Origin of the sequence: Bradyrhizobium sp. CCBAU 051011, assembly GCF_009930815.1 — a bacterium.
GTDB lineage: Bacteria > Pseudomonadota > Alphaproteobacteria > Rhizobiales > Xanthobacteraceae > Bradyrhizobium.
In genome coordinates this window covers 1,407,222-1,424,047 of sequence record NZ_CP022222.1, presented here as the reverse complement: position 1 = coordinate 1,424,047, position 16,826 = coordinate 1,407,222, and the positions used below count along the sequence as shown (strand labels likewise).

At 59.5% G+C, this 16,826-nt stretch carries 11 protein-coding genes; 6 read left to right on the top strand and 5 right to left on the bottom strand.

Features of this window, described 5'->3' with window-relative positions; genetic code table 11:
- Nucleotides 1-379: 379 nt before the first annotated feature.
- The 3 genes from ACH79_RS06715 to ACH79_RS06705 are packed head-to-tail and all read left to right on the top strand — an operon-like array spanning nt 380 to nt 2,603.
- Complete coding sequence (locus tag ACH79_RS06715; RefSeq protein ID WP_161850311.1) at nt 380-1,315, top strand: TAXI family TRAP transporter solute-binding subunit; 936 nt, start codon at nt 380-382, stop codon at nt 1,313-1,315.
- Nucleotides 1,312-1,944 (top strand): hypothetical protein, encoded by a 633-nt coding sequence (locus ACH79_RS06710; RefSeq protein WP_161850310.1) that lies wholly within the window; start codon nt 1,312-1,314, stop codon nt 1,942-1,944. The genes ACH79_RS06715 and ACH79_RS06710 overlap by 4 nt, the downstream gene beginning before the upstream one ends.
- 38 nt (nt 1,945-1,982) lie before the next feature.
- On the top strand, nt 1,983-2,603 hold the full coding sequence (locus ACH79_RS06705; protein WP_161850309.1) for a DsrE family protein: 621 nt from the start codon (nt 1,983-1,985) through the stop codon (nt 2,601-2,603).
- A gap of 168 nt (nt 2,604-2,771) precedes the next feature.
- Here ACH79_RS06705 and ACH79_RS06700 read toward each other — a convergent pair whose 3' ends face one another.
- The 4 genes from ACH79_RS06700 to ACH79_RS06685 all read right to left on the bottom strand — a co-directional run bounded on the left by ACH79_RS06700 (nt 2,772) and on the right by ACH79_RS06685 (nt 10,844).
- Nucleotides 2,772-4,205 (bottom strand): HlyD family type I secretion periplasmic adaptor subunit, encoded by a 1,434-nt coding sequence (locus tag ACH79_RS06700; protein WP_161850308.1) that lies wholly within the window; start codon nt 4,203-4,205, stop codon nt 2,772-2,774.
- Nucleotides 4,192-6,903 (bottom strand): type I secretion system permease/ATPase, encoded by a 2,712-nt coding sequence (locus ACH79_RS06695; protein ID WP_161850307.1) that lies wholly within the window; start codon nt 6,901-6,903, stop codon nt 4,192-4,194. The genes ACH79_RS06700 and ACH79_RS06695 overlap by 14 nt, the downstream gene beginning before the upstream one ends.
- 115 nt (nt 6,904-7,018) lie before the next feature.
- Nucleotides 7,019-8,653, bottom strand: a complete 1,635-nt coding sequence (locus tag ACH79_RS06690) for a heparin lyase I family protein (protein WP_246738453.1) — start codon at nt 8,651-8,653, stop codon at nt 7,019-7,021.
- 1,156 nt (nt 8,654-9,809) lie between these two features.
- Nucleotides 9,810-10,844: a DUF354 domain-containing protein gene (locus tag ACH79_RS06685; protein WP_161850305.1), complete on the bottom strand. Its 1,035-nt coding sequence runs from the start codon at nt 10,842-10,844 to the stop codon at nt 9,810-9,812.
- Between the two features lie 572 nt (nt 10,845-11,416).
- Between ACH79_RS06685 and ACH79_RS06680 the strand changes: the two genes are divergently transcribed.
- Nucleotides 11,417-13,321: an alginate lyase family protein gene (locus ACH79_RS06680; protein ID WP_210255652.1), complete on the top strand. Its 1,905-nt coding sequence runs from the start codon at nt 11,417-11,419 to the stop codon at nt 13,319-13,321.
- Nucleotides 13,322-13,520: 199 nt separating this feature from the next.
- Here the strand turns inward: ACH79_RS06680 and ACH79_RS06675 are convergent, their stop codons facing one another.
- Nucleotides 13,521-14,294 carry a class I SAM-dependent methyltransferase gene (locus ACH79_RS06675; RefSeq protein ID WP_161850303.1) on the bottom strand — a complete coding sequence of 258 codons (774 nt, stop codon included), beginning with the start codon at nt 14,292-14,294 and terminating at the stop codon, nt 13,521-13,523.
- 396 nt (nt 14,295-14,690) lie between these two features.
- On the opposite strand from ACH79_RS06675, the gene ACH79_RS06670 reads away from it, so the two are divergent.
- Nucleotides 14,691-15,803 (top strand): Gfo/Idh/MocA family protein, encoded by a 1,113-nt coding sequence (locus ACH79_RS06670; RefSeq protein WP_161850302.1) that lies wholly within the window; start codon nt 14,691-14,693, stop codon nt 15,801-15,803.
- A gap of 29 nt (nt 15,804-15,832) precedes the next feature.
- Nucleotides 15,833-16,735, top strand: a complete 903-nt coding sequence (locus tag ACH79_RS06665) for a hypothetical protein (protein ID WP_161850301.1) — start codon at nt 15,833-15,835, stop codon at nt 16,733-16,735.
- The last annotated feature ends 91 nt before the right edge of the window (nt 16,736-16,826 follow it).

The following is a 16,826-nucleotide window of genomic DNA, read 5'->3' as shown; positions in this document are numbered from 1 at the left end:
TAAGAGTTTCGCGCAGCAAGCGCCAAAGCGGAATAAGGCAGTTAATACAGAATAATGAGAGACGAGGCGCGAACGCCGGTGCATTGGCCAACTCGGCTTCGCAAGCCGCCACGTGCAGCCTAGCTCCGAAGAGTGCGCGCGGCTTCCCCCATGCGAGGAATGGAGTTGGCGGGCAAGCGAGGTGCATAGAGTGCGTTACGTGATGACACATTGGAGCATCTTCGGCACCGACACATCGGCTGCGCCTTCAGAGCTTGGAAAGGATTAGCTGATGACATGGTTTGCTGATTCAGGTCCACGACTTCTGCTTCTGGCGTTAGTCTCCTTGCCCGCGACTATTCAGCCGTTCCCTGCGGACGCTCAGACGCAAAGTGCCCGGATGCAAGGCGTTCGTCTGTTCGATCGCGAGGCGCCACGGCAAAAGCCGCAAGTGGCGATGAATGCCTGGACAGTCGGTATTGCAGGGGGCCTTCTCGAGGGCGCACCAATCCGCCTGGCAGCGGAAATCGCCCGGGTCGTCGACGATGGACCTAATCTGCACGTCCTGCCAGTCGTGACGCGCGGCGCCACCGAAAACGTGAATTCACTGCTCTACTTGCGTGGCATCGACGCCGCGATCATCAATTCCGACGCGCTGGAGGAATACAAAAGCCAGGTGCCGGACATTCAGCAGCGGCTTGCCTACATTCTGAATCTATTTCCGTCCGAACTTCAGATATTCGTTCGTCCCGAGATTCAGAGTCTGAACGACCTTGCCGGCAAGAAGGTGAACTTCAATACCCAGGGTACGGCGGCGGCCTATTCGGGCCCACTGATCTTCAGTCGGCTTGGCCTCGAGGTGGAAAAGACGTTCATCCCGCATCAGATCGCGCTCGAGCAGATGCGTAAGGGCGAGATGGCAGCGGTTGTTTTCATTACCTCGAAGCCGGTAGATGCTTTCGTGCGCGGCCGCTGGGATTCCGGGTTCAAGTTCCTGCCGATTCCCTATGATAGCAAGTTCGAGGATTACTATCTGCCCGCAGCGCTCGATACCGCGGACTATCCCAATCTGATCAAGCCGGGCGAGCGTGTAACCACCATCGCCGTCCCGACCGCTCTCGTCGCCTTTAATTTTCCGGCCAGGTCGAACCGCTTTCAGCGCATCGCGCGTTTCGTCGATCATTTGTTCTCGCGGATCGGCAAGCTGCAGGAGCCCGGCTTCGACCCGAAGTGGAAATCGATCAATCTCGCGGCTACGGTTCCCGGTCTCGTGCGCTTCCCGGCGGCGCAAGCCTGGTTGGAACGTCAACCGCGCGCCGCGCACGCATCACAATGAAAGGCGCCGCCATCTCGATCGTAGCCGGAATCGCGCTCACAAGCGGGATTGCCTGGGCGCAAGGAGCGATAGATCCGGCAGCGCAGCTCCGCGACTGCAACTTGATGGAGCGCGCCGAAGGGCCGGAGTGTCCCGGCCAGACGTCCCCGCCGATTGCTGCTGCGCCTCAGGCGGCCTCCCCAGCAAACAACTGGATCGTTAGCCAAACGACCTCGCCGGTCGACTATTCACCCTTGATCACCGCGACGACCACGTCCGTCGATGGCGCAGCCGAAGCCGCAATGAAGCTTTTAATTCGTTGTCGGGGAGGGAGGACCGAATTGGTCGTCGCCGGACCCGGCATTTCCGGCCGCAGCGAGAACTACGCGATTTTCTATCGCGTTAACGACGGCCAGCAGGTGCACGCCGCGACAGCGCAGGCGGCGCCCGGAGCAGGGGTCGCGTTCGGAGGGGACGTCATTGGCTTGCTGCAATCCCTTCCAGTCGCGGGAAGCCTCAGCGTCCACCTTGTACCTCGTGCGGGAAGCGCGCTGGATGGAGGTTTTTCGCTCCGCGGGTGGGAGACGGTGCGCGCGAGGATGACTGTTGCATGCAAATGGTCACACCCGGTCGCGAAGCCGAACAGATGACGGTGTCCAATGAGATTTTTTGCACAGGAGAGAGTCCGATGAACATGTTTCAACATACTGCAGGGATAATCGCCATAGGAGCAGCAACAGTCCTGTTCGTCCCGTCATTCGCTGCCGCCGAGCGAGGCGGACGGTACTGGGTACCGCCAACGACGTATCCCGCAATGTACCAACCGCGCGTTGCGGAAAGAACTGTCGCCCCGCGTAAGCGCACCAAACATAGTAAAGCCATTACACATAAAAGAGAAAGATCTCCGCTTGCCGCCCACGCTCGGCTTGCGCCCGACTCCAAGACGCACAGTTTAATTTTGCAGGTGAACACGAATGACCCCGCCGCGATGAATCTTGCGCTCAACAACGCAACGAACGTTGCGCAGTACTACAAGGATCTCGGCGAGAAGGTGAAAATCGAAGTTGTCACGTTTGGGCCCGGCCTGCATATGCTCCGCAACGATACTTCGCCGGTAAAGGCCCGTATCGAGGAGATGGCGCTGAGCAGGCCGGAGGTATCGTTCAAGGCCTGCGGCAACACCCAGGAAAGAATGCACAAGGCCGAGAACAAGGACATCGCGATCCTCCCTCAGGCCGAGGTGGTGAAATCAGGCGTCGTGCGCGTGATGGAGTTGCAGGAGAAGGGGTGGTCTTACGTAAAGCCATGAGGGAAATGGAGGCTCGCGATGAATAGCGACCCGCGCCTTTCGACGGGATGAAGAGGGGCGGGTTCGCAGCTCCGCGGGCGCAAGCTAGCGGAAATGGAGACGGCCAGGTCGATTAGCTGGCCCTGGCCGTCTTCGATTGCCCGCATGCTCATCGAGGGAGTTCTGGTTCTACCGCTCCCGCAAGGACTCCTGCTTGTATCTCGCCAGCGGCGAGAGTAGGTAGCTGATAATGGTGCGCGAGCCTGTCTTGATCTCGACCGTCACGGCCATTCCCGGCCCAAGCTTGACGAGTTTCTCATCCACCTGCATGGCCGCGCGGTCGAGCGAAATACGGGCGGCATATTCCAGCTCCTGACCTTTCGGCTCGCTGCTGCTCGTCGTCGCACCCAGAGTCCGGTCACCTGAACTGCCTGGCGGCCTGTCGCGGGTAATAGCATCAGACGAAACGCTGAGCACGTCGCCATGAAGGAGCCCGTAGCGCGTGAAGTTGAATGTGTCGACCTTGATCTCGGCTTTCTGTCCTGGATGCACGAATCCAATGTCGCGGTTGGAAAGCATAGCTTCGATCTCGAGCTGGCTTTCGCTCGGAACCACCACGGCTAGTGCCTGAGCAGGGGTCACCACGCCGCCCACCGTGTGAACGGCGAGCTGTTGCACGACGCCATCGACGGGCGCGACCAAACGCTGAAGTTTCGTGCGCCGATCCGCCTTGATCACCTCTTGCGAAGCGCTCGCCGTCTTCTGCTCGGCTTTCGCGAGCGCGTCATAGGTCGTGCGCCGAAACTCCGCGGCGGTCCTGTCCCTCGTTTCCTTCAGCAACGCCAGGGCGGCGTCGGCTTCGCGCAGCCGGCTCTGCTGCAGGACGAGGTCCTGCTGAAGCCCGACCAGCTCCTGGTATTCGGAGAGATAGACGACCTTCGAGGCCAGCGCCTTGTCGACCAGGTTCTTCCGGATGTCCACGCGCTCCTGCAGCACCGGTATCGTCGCCTGCAGCTTGGCAACGCTCGCCGAAGTAGTTGCCCGTTCTGCTTCCTTCTGGCCCTGCTGGCGTTCGATCTCGGCAAGCTTGGCGTTCTGTTCGGCGCGCTGGCTGATCAGGAACTGGCGATACATCTCGACCTCCGCGGCGCTCGCGCTTTGCGGTGGCCGGAAGGCGGCAAGCGGATCCTCCGCGAGCGCGGCGCGCAGCCGGGCGACGTCGAGTTCGGCCGCGACGAGATCGCTCTTCTGGCGCTCGTTGTCGGCTTCCGTCATCGTCGGATCGAGTTCGATCAGAACGTCGCCGGCTTTCACGGTCTGCCCGTCGCGGACGTGGATGGCGCGGACGACGCCCGTCTCGAACGGCTGAATCAGCTTGGTGCGCCCGCCTGGTACGATCTTGCCGGTCGCGCTGGCGACGATATCGACGCTGCCGAATGTCGCCCACAGTAGCGCGACGCAGAACACCGCGATGATGCTGGCGCCGATCGCGCGCCCGATCGGGGACGGCGGCGTTTCAGTGATCTCGAGCGCCGCCGGCAGGAACGCGATTTCGTGCTCGCGGCGCCGGGCCGGAGCCGGGCGGTTGGGAAACGGGACGATGTTTCGGCTAGCGGACGTCATGGATACCGGCCTGCAGATAATGGAGGTTTGCGTAACGCCCGTTCGAGCGGATCAGCTCATCATGGCTGCCGTCCTCGACGATGCGGCCATGCTCGAGCGTGATGATCCGGTTCGCATTGCGCACGGTCGAAAGCCGATGCGCGATCACGAACACGGTCCGGCCGGCGGCAATTCGCTTCATGTTTTGCTGGATGGCGCGCTCGCTTTCGTAATCGAGCGCGCTGGTCGCCTCGTCGAGGATGAGGATGCGCGGATCGGTAATCAGCGCGCGTGCGATCGCGACACGCTGGCGCTGCCCGCCGGACAGGCTGCTGCCCCGTTCGCCGACGACCGTGTCGTAACCCTCGGGCAGTTCCAGGATGAAGTCGTGAGCGCCAGCAAGGGATGCCGCCTCGATGACGCGCTCCATCGGCATGGCCGGATCGGCCAGTGCGATGTTCTCGCGAATCGAACGGTTGAACAACACGTTTTCCTGGAGGACGACGCCGATCTGACGCCGCAGCCAGGTCAGGTCGACCATCGCGAGATCGACGCCGTCGATCAGCACACGTCCGCTCTCCGGCACGTAGAGACGCTGGACCAGCTTGGTGATGGTGCTCTTGCCCGAGCCGGACGAGCCAACGATGCCGATGACTTGGCCGGGTTGAACGTTGAATGACACATTGTGGAGCACCTGGGGGCCGTCGATGCGATAGCGGAACGACGCGTGCTCGAACGTCACCTGCCCGCGGATCGGCGGTAGTGCGGCACGGCCGGGATTGAAGCTCGGCTCCGGGATGGTGTTGAGGATGTCACCGAGACGATCGATCGACAGACGGGCCTGATGGAAATCCTGCCACATCTGGGCGAGCCGCAGCACCGGCATGCTCACACGTCCGGCCAGCATGTTGAAGGCGACGAGCTCGCCGACGGTGAGGTCGCCACCGATCACGAGCCGGGCGCCGAAGTAAAGCGTTGCCGCGACGACCAGCTTGTTGATCATCTGGACCGCCTGGCTCGCCGTATTGTTCAGGCTGAGCACGCGGAAGCTTGCGCTGACATAGCCGGCGAGTTGCTCCTCCCACCGGCGCTGCATCTGCGGCTCGACCGCCATGGCCTTCAGCGTCTCGACGCCCGTGACGCTCTCGACCAGGAATGCCTGGTTCTCGGAACCCCGGTTGAATTTCTCATCGAGGCGCCGGCGAAACAGCGGCGCAGCGCCCGCGGAAATGGCGATGTAGAACGGGAATGAGGCCATAACGATCAGCGTCAACGTCGTCGAGTAGTAGAACATCACCGCAAGGAAGACGACGGTGAACAACAGATCGATCACGAGCGTAAGCGCTGAGCTCGTCAGGAACTGACGGATATTCTCCAGCTCGCGGACGCGCGCGACCGAATCGCCGACCCGGCGAGCCTGGAAATATGCGATCGGCAACGCCATCAGGTGACGAAATAGCCGGGCGCCGAGCTCGACGTCGATGCGGTTCGTGGTGTGCGCAAACAGATAGACCCGGAGCGTTTCGAGAACGGCCTCGAACACGGTCAGCGCCACAAGGCCTATGATTAGAACGTCTAGCGTACTCATGCTTCGATGCACGAGCACCTTGTCGATGACCACCTGGAAGAACAGCGGTGAGATGAGGGCGAATATCTGCAGAAAGAACGATGCGACCAGCACTTCGCCGAGAAGACGGCGATATTTGTGGACCGCGCCGACAAACCATCCGATATCAAAGCGGCGGGAGAGATCGGTCAGCGACGCGCGCCGCGCCATCAGGATAATGCCGCCGTCCCAGATCGCCTCGAGCTCGGCCTGCGTCATTGCCTCGGGCTGGGGAGACAATGGGCGCTGAACCAGAATCTTGTCGTCATCGACCTTGCCGAGGATCAGGAAGCCGCCATCGCGCAGCAGGGCAATTCCCGGTAGCGGGGTGACCGCAAGCCTGCTCCAGTTCGACTTCTGCGCTCGAGCCTTCAGCCCGAATTCCTTGGCGCAGCGCAGGATTTCGGTAACGCCCAGCTTCGCCGCGCCCATGCGATGCCGGATCTGTTCAGGATCGGCCGCAATGCCATGGCATCTTAACAGGATTGCCACTGCCACGAGCCCAGACTCGTCCTCGCTCTGAGGCACGATGCTCGCAGCCTCGAAGTCGGATCCGGCCGCCTGGAGGGCCATATCGCTTCGTTCGCCGAAGCACGCACGCATCAATGAATCGCGGGCCCGCATTATGGTATCGCGAGCGCGCGTTACGGGGGCGACGGCGCGGCGCGCCAGACCACGCACGGTGACGCTCATGTCAGCGAGGGCATGGCGCACCCGGTTGATGGCGTTCTGCGATCCCGTCAGGATCAAGCGGCCGTCCCAGATTTCCTCGAATTCCGCGCGCGTCAGCAACTCCGGACGCGTCGCGGTCGGATGCAGCACGAGTGCCCCGTTGTCGTCGACCTTGCCGAGAAGCAGAAATCCGCCATCACGCAGCGATGCGATCCCAGGCAACTGGAGGTTCGCAAGTCGCTTCCAATGCGTTGTTCGTGAACGGACCTTGACTCCAAACTCGCGCGCGCAGCGAAGCAACGCTCTGATGCCTATCGTGCTGCTTCCGCAGCGATCGCGGAGCTGGTCCGGCTCGGCGTGGACGCCATGAAGGCGCAGGAACAGAGCCAAGGCTCGAAGCCCATGGTCTGCGGCGTGGGCATTCCCATTCTGCATCGCCATAATGTTTTTACTCAACCCTTCGCAGCTACCGGCCGCGTTTGATGTTCCTTTTCTGCATTCCCAAACTTTGGTGGTGCCGCACCCAGGCGCTGATGCGCCTGGGTGCGGAAGCGGATCAATGCGGTCTGGTCAGGATAGCTTCCTGCCCATAACCGGCCATTCGCGACACGGCCGACACGATCTGCCCGGAATCGACCCGACCGGTGTTGCCGGCCAGATACTGGTTCAGCAGCGCGAAGCTCTGGTTTGCAAGGGACGCTGTGGTCGTACCTGATGCGAGCTGAGGATCCGTCACGGTCGCCTGCGACCTGGTGGTCGCCAGAGTGCTGGTGGCCGGCTCCACATGGCCCTGCAGCATCGCATAGCCCCGGCTCGCCAGGGACCCTGCGCTTGCGGCAGTCGTAACGACCGGCTGCTGCGTGGTGGGCGCCGTGGTGCTGGTGACCGGAGGCGTCGTCACAGTGGGGGTCTGCGGCGACGTCGTAGTCGTCGTCGCAGATCGCGCATCCGTCACGGCGATGGTCTGCGGCGCGGCCGATGTCACAGCGCCGGTGACCGGGTCCTTCGCGTTTGCGGTCAGCGTCAGCGTAGCGTCAGGATGACCTCCGCGACGGTAATACGAGTGCAGCTCCAGTCCGCTGTTAACCTGCGCAGCCGTCAAGGTGATGTTACTTCCCCTGAACGACTGACCATCGGACGTGGTGATCGTATCGTACCTCGACAGACCCGTGACGTTCACGGTCACGCGATCGTTGGTATCAGTCGTTGTCACCCTGGTACCCAGGTCGACCGTACCGCCTCTGCCGCGCACCGCGAGCGTGTTGTCCGCGATAGTGAGGACTGGCCTCGTGACGGATGACGTAGGGGTGGTTGGCGTGGTTGGGGACGTCGGCGTCGTCGGCGTCGTCGGCGTGGTTGGCGAGGTCGGCGTCGTCGGCGTCGTCGGCGTGGTTGGCGAGGTCGGCGTCGCATCGATCTGCAGACCGGTGAACGTCTTCACCGCACCCGAGAGGTTCGCCGCAAGACCGGAAAGATCCTTGATGCTGGCTCCGCTCGGAAGATTGACTCCGGTGATCGCGACCGCCGAGGTGTCCCTGTCGGTCGGCGCGACGGTCGTTCTAAAGGTGAGCGAGCTCGTGCCCGAGCCACCGACATAAGCGGCCGTGTCGCCATTGTTGAGCGCCAGCGTGGGCGTGCCGGTGACGGTCACCGCCTCGCTGAAGCCGAGCGTCATTGTGATGGTATCGCCGTTATCCGCGATTCCCGTCCCCGGTGAAGCGGAAACCTGCGTCACCGACGGCGCGACGTTTGGCGGCGTGATCGGCGTCGTCGGCGTGGTTGGCTGTGTCGGCGTCGTGCCGCCTACACCCTGCCAGCCGTTTGCCATCGATCCGGTGACGACCGTCAGGTTGCGATAGTCGGCGATCACGGTCTGGGTGGGACCTGCATTCCGATAGAGGCCTTCCGTCCAGTAGGTGCCGGCCCCATAGCCGAGCGGGCCGGAATAATCCACCACCTGTCTGCCGTCGATCGAGACGTCGAGATAACCGCCGCCGCTGTTCGAGACATTGGTCTGGATATTGATGTCGTAAAACTTGCCCGGGACAATCGGGTTCGGGTCGGTCCACAGCGTCACCATTCGGAGATCAGGAGAACCATTCCTGGGATCCCCACCGGGCTGGGTATAGCGGGCGACAATTCGCAGACGGTCACCGACAAGCTCGACCGCGACCGGCGGTGACGTCGGCACACCACTACCCCTAGATGTGTCATCGTTGTGAAGTTCTCCGGTGACAAACCATGACGCCGTGTTGATGAACGTGTTGTTGGGCCCGTTCGGCTGCACCATAAACTGGTAGTCGACGGCGATGGGCGTCCCGACGGGAATGGTTTGAGCACCGCCTGGCCCGGATCCCCCGTCAACAATCTGGGCCCGATCGACACTTCCAGCACTATCGTAGGGGCCTGGCTCACCCGGTCGAAGTTCAAATCGCAGAGTTTGCGCGTCAGGATTGGTCAGACTGTAGCTCTTGTTCGGAGTTTGCACTCCGAAGTAGCTACCGCCGATGTAGCCACCTGAGGAGGAATACGGTTGCGACGTAGGGTTAAACGACGTGATCGTGCCAGTGGTATTCAATTCAGGTCTCCCACGAGTTACGGAATCGAGTTACGGAAGTTGTTTGTCTTTGACGTAGACAAGGGAATTCCACTGCCGCGCATCACGATGGCGCGCGACATACCTGCATGCTCGCAGCGACTGGCTTCGCGAACACATTTCAACGCATCGCAGCCTCGGACCGCGAGCGGATTTCAATGCATCGCAGTCTCGGACCGCGAGCACATTTCAAAGCAGTGGGATTGTGCCCCCCCGACTGCTGGGGTGGGGTTAATAAGCAAAAATGGCGAAAAAACTTTCAAAGTGTGATTTATACTCATGTATGTCGGCCCAATACGTGCCCATATCGGGTCGATTCTAGGGGCAAGCGCGATTTTTCCATCAGATTGCTTCGTCGTCAGCGTTGCGGGAGATCGAAGGCGACCGGAGCCAGCCGAACGCAAACGCACGTAAGTGTGCCCAGGGAAGCTTAAGCGCGCCGATGCGGTACAGTGATCGCGTTGGAGGCTCAAACGAAATAGGGAAGCAACGCGGCTTCATCGCTCATGAGGTCGCTCAATCGAAGGCCGGCCAGTTCAGCGAGTGACACCAAGCAGCAGGAACATGTCGCTCTAATGAGAAACTCATAGAACAGCGCCGCCTGACGACCTGCCGCTGACCCACCATCGATCAAAGTCTTCTTCTAAAGGTGGATGAATCAGCGATCTCGTTCGGCGCCGACAGTGGGCTTTCAACACATCGGCGCGCCAAGGCCAATGAGAGCCGCCTTGATTATTATCTAGCCGTTCGGTTAGTGGCGGCCGCCTAGTTCGAGAATCAGCGAATACAGTTGGTTGTAAGCAATTCTGCCCTTGTGGAGCAATTCCAGGTTCGGACCGCGCTCGGTGGCGTTATCGAGGATCCTCAGCGCTGTTTCCGCATCAAGGTCTGGCCGATGCTCCATACACCCGCTCCGCAATAAGTAACGATCTACATCGAGCAGTTCCGATCGGTAGATCGAGACCGTTGGGATACCGAGTACTGCCATCTCCCGGGTCATCGTCCCACCAGCGCCAATAAACAAATCGCAATCCGGAGCTATATCTGCCAGGTCAAGTGCGGTATCGATCACGCGTATGCCTTTGAATTTTTCGGCTCTGTAATGTGCCCCCTGCGCACGCCCTCTTGGCAGAACGGTCAAATCGACATGATTGCGAAGTCCAAGCAAAAGACTGTCCAGGAAATTGATGTCACTCTTGTAGTACTGAGCGGTCCAGGGCTCCGGCCTCACGTAGACCGCTCTGCGCTGATCCCGCGCCGTCCTGTCAGTGCGTCGCGACATGAATTGATCGGCAAAGTACCATAGATACATGCCTTCCTTTATTCCGGGAAAGTGGCGTACCTTGGCGGAGCGAGCTCCCTGCCAGCGCACTCTGCTGATGTCGAGGAATTCCGGCAGCATGATCACATCTGCGAACAGAAAAGACGGCACGTTTCCAAGAGCGTGCTCATTGTCGTTCAAATAAATTGATCGGACACCCAGAAGTCGCGCGACGACCGGTGAATAGAAGGAGCTTTGCGAGACTGCGAGGTCAATTGAACGGTCCTTGAGAAAACGGTACAAGTCGCACACTCGCACCGGATACCCTAGAAGCTTTCTGGCGATGTTGGCCCCGTAGTGCTTGCCGACGACTTCGTAATCGAGCCGATGCAGCTTCAGCAGATCAACCGTGTTCGCTAGCGGTCGAGCCGTTATAACTACTTCATGTTTCCCTTGAAGCTCGCTTATAAGCCCTCGAAACATGTTAATGTGGGGCGAGTTATGGAGATCAAACCAAATCTTCATCATCCATCCAAACTTGCTTACCAGCGCAGACCACGAAACCGAACTCGGCGTCCTTCCAGTTCGATCCTCAGTTCTCGGAAATCATGCTTCACCGTTGAGCGTAATTGTATATTGGCCGAGATCGTTTCCTGATGTCCCATCGGGGACAAGTCGATAATTGCAAGGGCATCCAAATACACACTTAAGCATAGTCTCGTGAACCGGTCCGCAGCTCTACCCTTTCGGATTACCCATTCTCGATCTGCAGAAGAAGCCGAGGCCAGCCGATGGGGGAATGGACGGTCTTACTGCGATTTCGTAAGACTGCCGCGTTGGCTTGCAAACAAACAAGGCTCGTGAAAGCGAAACGAAATCCAGAAGGACCGGGTCGTCCGCTTCAAGTTGTTATTTTGCTCTACTGGGCGGGGGGGTAAGGGGATCAATCGTTTGATGGACAAATCGCGCGGCGACACAAATTGCTCGCTTCGCAAACAAGAAATGTCATTTGTACCCCGGTGGGGCGTCAATCATGTGAGGCGCTTTTGAGATCCGTTCTAGGCCGAGCCGCCTGGTACCGTGACCGTCTGGCGGCAATGAGTGCGGCGGAGGTTGTTTACCGCCTGGTCGAAACTGCCAATAAGCAAACTGCGCGGTGGCATAGTGGCGGCTGGGAAGGGATTGAGCCACTTGGTCCGCTGACTACCATACCTGGCATTCGTTCCCGGCTTATCGCCACCTCATCGGATCTATCCGCTCTCATAAGCTGCGAAGCCGATGACGTCCGCGCGGGCAGTTTTTGCCTGCTCGGTGCACGCTGGCCGAAGCCTTCTTTGATGCCACCCGATCCGTCGTTCTGGCGTATCGATCCAACGGATGGCGAGCCGTTTCCGCAATGGGACGCCTATGCCTTCGATATTTCATTCCGGCACGGCATAAACACGCGCGATATGAAGACCATTGCGGAGCTCAATCGACTGCAATTTCTGGTTCCTCTCGCCACCGATGCGCTGGTCGAGAAACATGACGAGTTCGTGCTTTTGGCCGGTATGATTAGGTCATGGATGGCGGGCAATCCACCCTTTCGTGGACCAAGCTGGATTTTTGGCATCGACGTCGCACTTCGTATCATCTCGGTCGCGGTGACGCTCTCGATCATCGGGGTCGATCGTCTTGACGGCGTTACACGCAGTGCCGCGCTTCGCTTCTTCTTTGCGCATCTCGACTGGATCAAGCGATTTCCGTCACTGCATTCCTCCGCAAACAATCATCGGATCGCCGAGCTTGCCGGACTGGTCGTCGGTTCGATCATGGCTCCGGGATTCCCCGATGCAGTGGCATTGCGGGAGAACAGTTGGCGCGCGTTGCTCGCGGAGATTGATCAGCAAATTCATCCGGATGGCGTTGGGGGGGAACAATCTCCCACCTATACTGCGTTCTCGATCGAGCTGTTTCTTGTTGCGGCCACCGCCCTTGGACGCGAAGCCAGCCTGCCAGCAACTACCGTGGATCGGCTTTCGGCGTGGTTGGAGCATTCCCTTTGGTTGATGGACGCCGATGCAAAGGTGCCTGCGATCGGAGATTGCGACGATTGCCGAGTTATTGCGACAACACAGGCGCCTGAGCCACGATACGTCGCGTCCGTTGTCGCAGCCGTTTCGGGCTGCGTTGGGCGCCTGGATCTTGCGCCACCGGCCAAAGATCCAAGCATTCGCGATGTAATCCTGAGATCCGCCGCGGTAGCGCCGGCACAACGTGTTGGAATGCGCTCGTTTACGAGAGGGGGCTATTCGGTAATCCGAAGCGGGCATAAGGATCCTGTCGTTCTCACGTTCGATCACGGACCAGTTGGCTATCTGTCAATTGCTGGTCATGGCCATGCTGACGCGCTTTCTATCTGGCTATCTGTAGGCAGCCAACCTGTTATCGTAGACGCCGGAACGTATCGATATGGTCCGAATAGGGAGCTGCGGGACCACTTCAGGGACACTGCGGTTCACAACACCTTGAGTCTTTCCGGGGTTGGATCAAGTCGCCCATCTGGGCCGTTTAATTGGGCGAGCAAGGCGAATACGCGCCTCATGTCATCCAAAACTACTCCAGTTGCGCGAGTTGTGGCAGAGCATGATGGCTATGTCGGGCAATACGGCGTAAGGCACCGGCGTACGGTGGAGTTTGATGACGTTTCGCGGTTCACGATAATCGACGAACTCGTCGGAGTTCCAACAAATGGAAGCGTTACAGTATCGTTTCTGATAGATCCGACTTGCCAGTCAACAGTCGAGCCGGATCGGAGCGGGGTGCTGATCACATGCAGCAATCGTCAACTCGTTCGAATAGCAAGCGCCGGTCCATTGAAAGCTCGCGTAGTTCGGGGCGACCAAGCGACAGGATTTGGTTGGTTCTCGCCATCCTACCGCGTTCGCATCCCTACCGATCAGATCCTTTTTGAGGGACATCTCCGCGGTACTACGTCGACCATCACGATTGAGGTTCTCTAAGTAGCCAAGGGCTCCGCCCTTGATATCTCTTTCGCCCTGGCGCTCGAGCTTGGCGATCGTCGCTACTGCTGAGCAATCAGCGCACTGTCTTCCGAAGCTTTTTCGCGGGCGACAGCGAGCTCTGCCGCGATTTCCAAAGCCTTCGCGCGCTCGACCGCCAACGTCTCCTTCAAGGCCGTAATGTCATCACGCTTGGCGCTCAGTGTGTGAGTGGTTGTGAGTGCACGGACGCAGGCTCGCGCCTGCCAAAGGCGACGCGACAGCGGACCGCACTGTAGAGCTTCGGCAGGAACGGGAGCCAGCGCGACAATTGGTAGATCTTGCGCCCGCGCTCACTGGTTCTGAGAAACGCGTCTTCGACGAACCTGATCTCCGTGAAGTAGCGCGCGAACAGTCGGCGGAGCTCACGCTTCGGTAGATAGTTGGTGTGGGAAGCCAGAAACGTGAAGTTGGCTTCACAGGCCTCTCTGGCGGACATTCCCTTTTGGAATTCGTTCCGGATTCCGACCAGCGCCCACGCCTTGAGCCACCAACGAGCACGCACGACGGTGGCGAGCGGCACGAGCACGTGCGGCTCGATTGGGTTGTATCGAGAGGGAAAGAAGTGGAGGAAGGCGCCGCCAGGCTTGAGCACCCGGTGGATCTCCTGGAGCGTTGTCGGATAGTCCATCACGTGTTCGAAGACCTGGTCGCTCACGACCACGTCGAAGAAACAATCGTCGAAAGGCAGCTTGTAGGGGTTCAGGTCGATCTCGCGAAGGATGCCCTGCTGCATCAGCGCGGGATCAGCTGAACCGTGGTCGTCCCGGAGGCCCATGCTACAACCGTAGAAATTCCACCCCTTCTCACGCGCGGCCCGCACCATAAGCCCGGCGCCGCAGCCGAGGTCGAGAATGCGCGTGTTCTGGCTGACGGTTACCCCGACGTTGCAGAGGACATTCACGAAAGCGTCCGCGCGCTTTGCCTCTTCCATAGCAATCCCCTTCAGTCCGCCGATCGGCGGTAGCCGAAACGCCGCCGCTCGTTGCCGAGATCGCGCAACCGGCCGCGCGGAGCCACGTCTGCAGGGCGGCTGGAGCGACAATGGGCCCGATGCTGCCCTCGTATCGGCTGCCGTATTCGTGTCGGAGGCAGAAAGGCCTTTGAGTACCGCCGGGCAAGCCGTCCGCTGTCGTTGTACCGACCCTCGATCGATCCTAATCCCGCACAGCCGCGGCTCAATGGACCATTGTAGCTACCCCCCATACGCTACCCATTTATATCAACATCCCCTCCCGCCTTATGCAATGCAGAAGCGCCTCGTTGGTGTTCTGATCGGATGCGTGTTCTTGGGGCATTGAGAGCCGTGGCCCATGTTTGGGAGACCGCTATGGTCAATATTGGTTTGATCGGGCTTGGCAAGATGGGACTCTCGCACCTTGCGATTGTCAACGCGCATCCCGAGGCTAAGCTGATCGGCATTTGCGACACCGCGAGCTATATGTGCAGCATCCTGCACAAATACACAGGCATCGAAGTGTTTTCCAATTATCGAGAGATGCTTGATCAGAAGTCGCTCGACGCGGTTATCATCGCGACGCCTTCGCGATTTCATGGCGAAATGGTCCGCGAGGCTCTCCTGAGAGGCCTGCACGTGTTCTGCGAAAAGCCATTTTGCCTGGATCCGGGCGAGGGGACCTCCTTGGCCGAGTTGGCTGACCGGAAAGGCGTCGTCAATCAGGTCGGATATCATTATCGGTTCGTTGGGGCGTTCAACGAAGCCAGGCGTCTGCTCGATGCGCAGGCGCTTGGCCGAATTCATCACCTCAGGGTTGAAGCCTATGGCCCGGTGGTGTTGCGGCCCAAGGGCGGGACTTGGCGGGCGAAGAGCAGCGAGGGCGGCGGTTGCCTTCATGATTACGCGTGCCATGCAATCGACATTGTGAACTATCTCGTTGGCAGGCCCGATTCCGTGAGCGGGACAGTGCTCAACAAAATCTTTTCCCGCGACGTGGACGACGAGGTCTACGCGACGCTGCATTTTGCGGATGGAATGACGGGAACGCTTGCCGCCAATTGGAGCGACGACAGTTTGCGCAGAATGTCGACGCAGGTCACGCTCTGGGGCACGAATGGCCGTATGGTCGTCGATCGCCAGGAAGTGAAGACATATGTTCGAGGTGTGGCGGGGTGCACTGGCGCGGCAAAAGAGGGGTGGGACATTCGACACACAACCGATTTTCACAGTGACGTGTGGTATTACCTGCGGGGCGAGGAATATTCCGCGCAACTCGACTACTTCATCCGATGCATCGCGGAAGGTCGCCGGGAGAACATCTCGTCTTTCGCGTCTGCGGTACAGACAGATTGTGTCGTGTCCGCGATGTTGGAGGACGCCGGAGGCGCGTGGCGACGAGTAGTAGATGCCGGAGCCAGGACCCCAGCTCAAAGCCGAACGAGTGAGGGTGGCTTGCTGTCCCTCGTCACGGGCGCGCTGAGGTAGAACTCCGTTAGGGAAGGGCAGGAAGACCGATGGATCGGATATTATTCGGCGATAACCAGTTCTTCGGCATCAATCACATGTCCGAGGAAAAGGCGCGGGCGCAGGCTATCCGCTTTGCAGATATCCAGGAAATTATCAATCTGCTGGATGTCGCCTATGACAGCGGAATCCATGTCTTCATGTGCACGACGCATGATCGAATCGCCGAGCTCTGCGCGCACGTCCGTTCGCACCGGGAGCGATATTCGGAGTTGGAATTTTTTCCCTGCATGCCGTACGCCCACAAGTACGCAAATGCCGTGACCGAGCACGGAATGCTTGAGGCATTGAAGCGTTTCTTGCCCGCACAGAACGCCCTTTCTGCGCTGGTGAGGGGTGGTTTATCGGTGGCGACGCGGGATGTGGAGGGAATGGCGCGGCTACTGATCGACGCCGAGATGAAAATGTTCAGCGGACTGAGGACCCCTGTTATCTTTCTTCAGAACGTGGTCACCGACCTGTTGCTTGGGATGGGAATTAAAGACGCATTCCGCATTTTTGCCGATCACGTGCAGGATCGCTACAACGCTGAGCCGGGTTTCATAACAATGAATTTGCCGCGTCTTCTCGATGTGCTGGACGAAATCGGCATAGAGAATCCGATCGTATGCGCGAATATAAACAAACTGGGATTCCGGATGTGTGGCGGTATCGATCTCTATGAGAAGGTGATTGCGTCGCGCAAGTTCAGACCTGTGGCAATGTCCGTCTTGGCTTCCGGAGCGATCGACCCGCGCGAGGCCATCGAATACGTCTGCAGTCAGAAGAAAATAGAATCAATCGTATTCGGCGCATCCAGCAAGGGCAACATTCTGAACACGAAGAGGCTCATCGACGAGTGTAGCGTCGCGCAGGCTCCGCATGTCTCGGCCTGCGGGGCAAGTCGCGCGTGACCGGCGTCGATCTACTCGCCGAGGTCCTTGCGCTTTGTGCAAGGGAGGGCTCCTTCAAACCGTATTCTTCGGAGCGATTCCTGTTCCGTTT

Bases quoted from the DNA above. Each gene is read 5' to 3' on its own strand.
- ACH79_RS06715 (WP_161850311.1), top strand. From the start codon at position 380: ATGCAAGGCGTTCGTCTGTTCGATCGCGAGGCGCCACGGCAAAAGCCG.
- ACH79_RS06710 (WP_161850310.1), top strand. From the start codon at position 1,312: ATGAAAGGCGCCGCCATCTCGATCGTAGCCGGAATCGCGCTCACAAGC.
- ACH79_RS06705 (WP_161850309.1), top strand. From the start codon at position 1,983: ATGAACATGTTTCAACATACTGCAGGGATAATCGCCATAGGAGCAGCA.
- ACH79_RS06700 (WP_161850308.1), bottom strand. From the start codon at position 4,205: ATGACGTCCGCTAGCCGAAACATCGTCCCGTTTCCCAACCGCCCGGCT.
- ACH79_RS06695 (WP_161850307.1), bottom strand. From the start codon at position 6,903: ATGGCGATGCAGAATGGGAATGCCCACGCCGCAGACCATGGGCTTCGA.
- ACH79_RS06685 (WP_161850305.1), bottom strand. From the start codon at position 10,844: ATGAAGATTTGGTTTGATCTCCATAACTCGCCCCACATTAACATGTTT.
- ACH79_RS06680 (WP_210255652.1), top strand. From the start codon at position 11,417: ATGAGTGCGGCGGAGGTTGTTTACCGCCTGGTCGAAACTGCCAATAAG.
- ACH79_RS06675 (WP_161850303.1), bottom strand. From the start codon at position 14,294: ATGGAAGAGGCAAAGCGCGCGGACGCTTTCGTGAATGTCCTCTGCAAC.
- ACH79_RS06670 (WP_161850302.1), top strand. From the start codon at position 14,691: ATGGTCAATATTGGTTTGATCGGGCTTGGCAAGATGGGACTCTCGCAC.
- ACH79_RS06665 (WP_161850301.1), top strand. From the start codon at position 15,833: ATGGATCGGATATTATTCGGCGATAACCAGTTCTTCGGCATCAATCAC.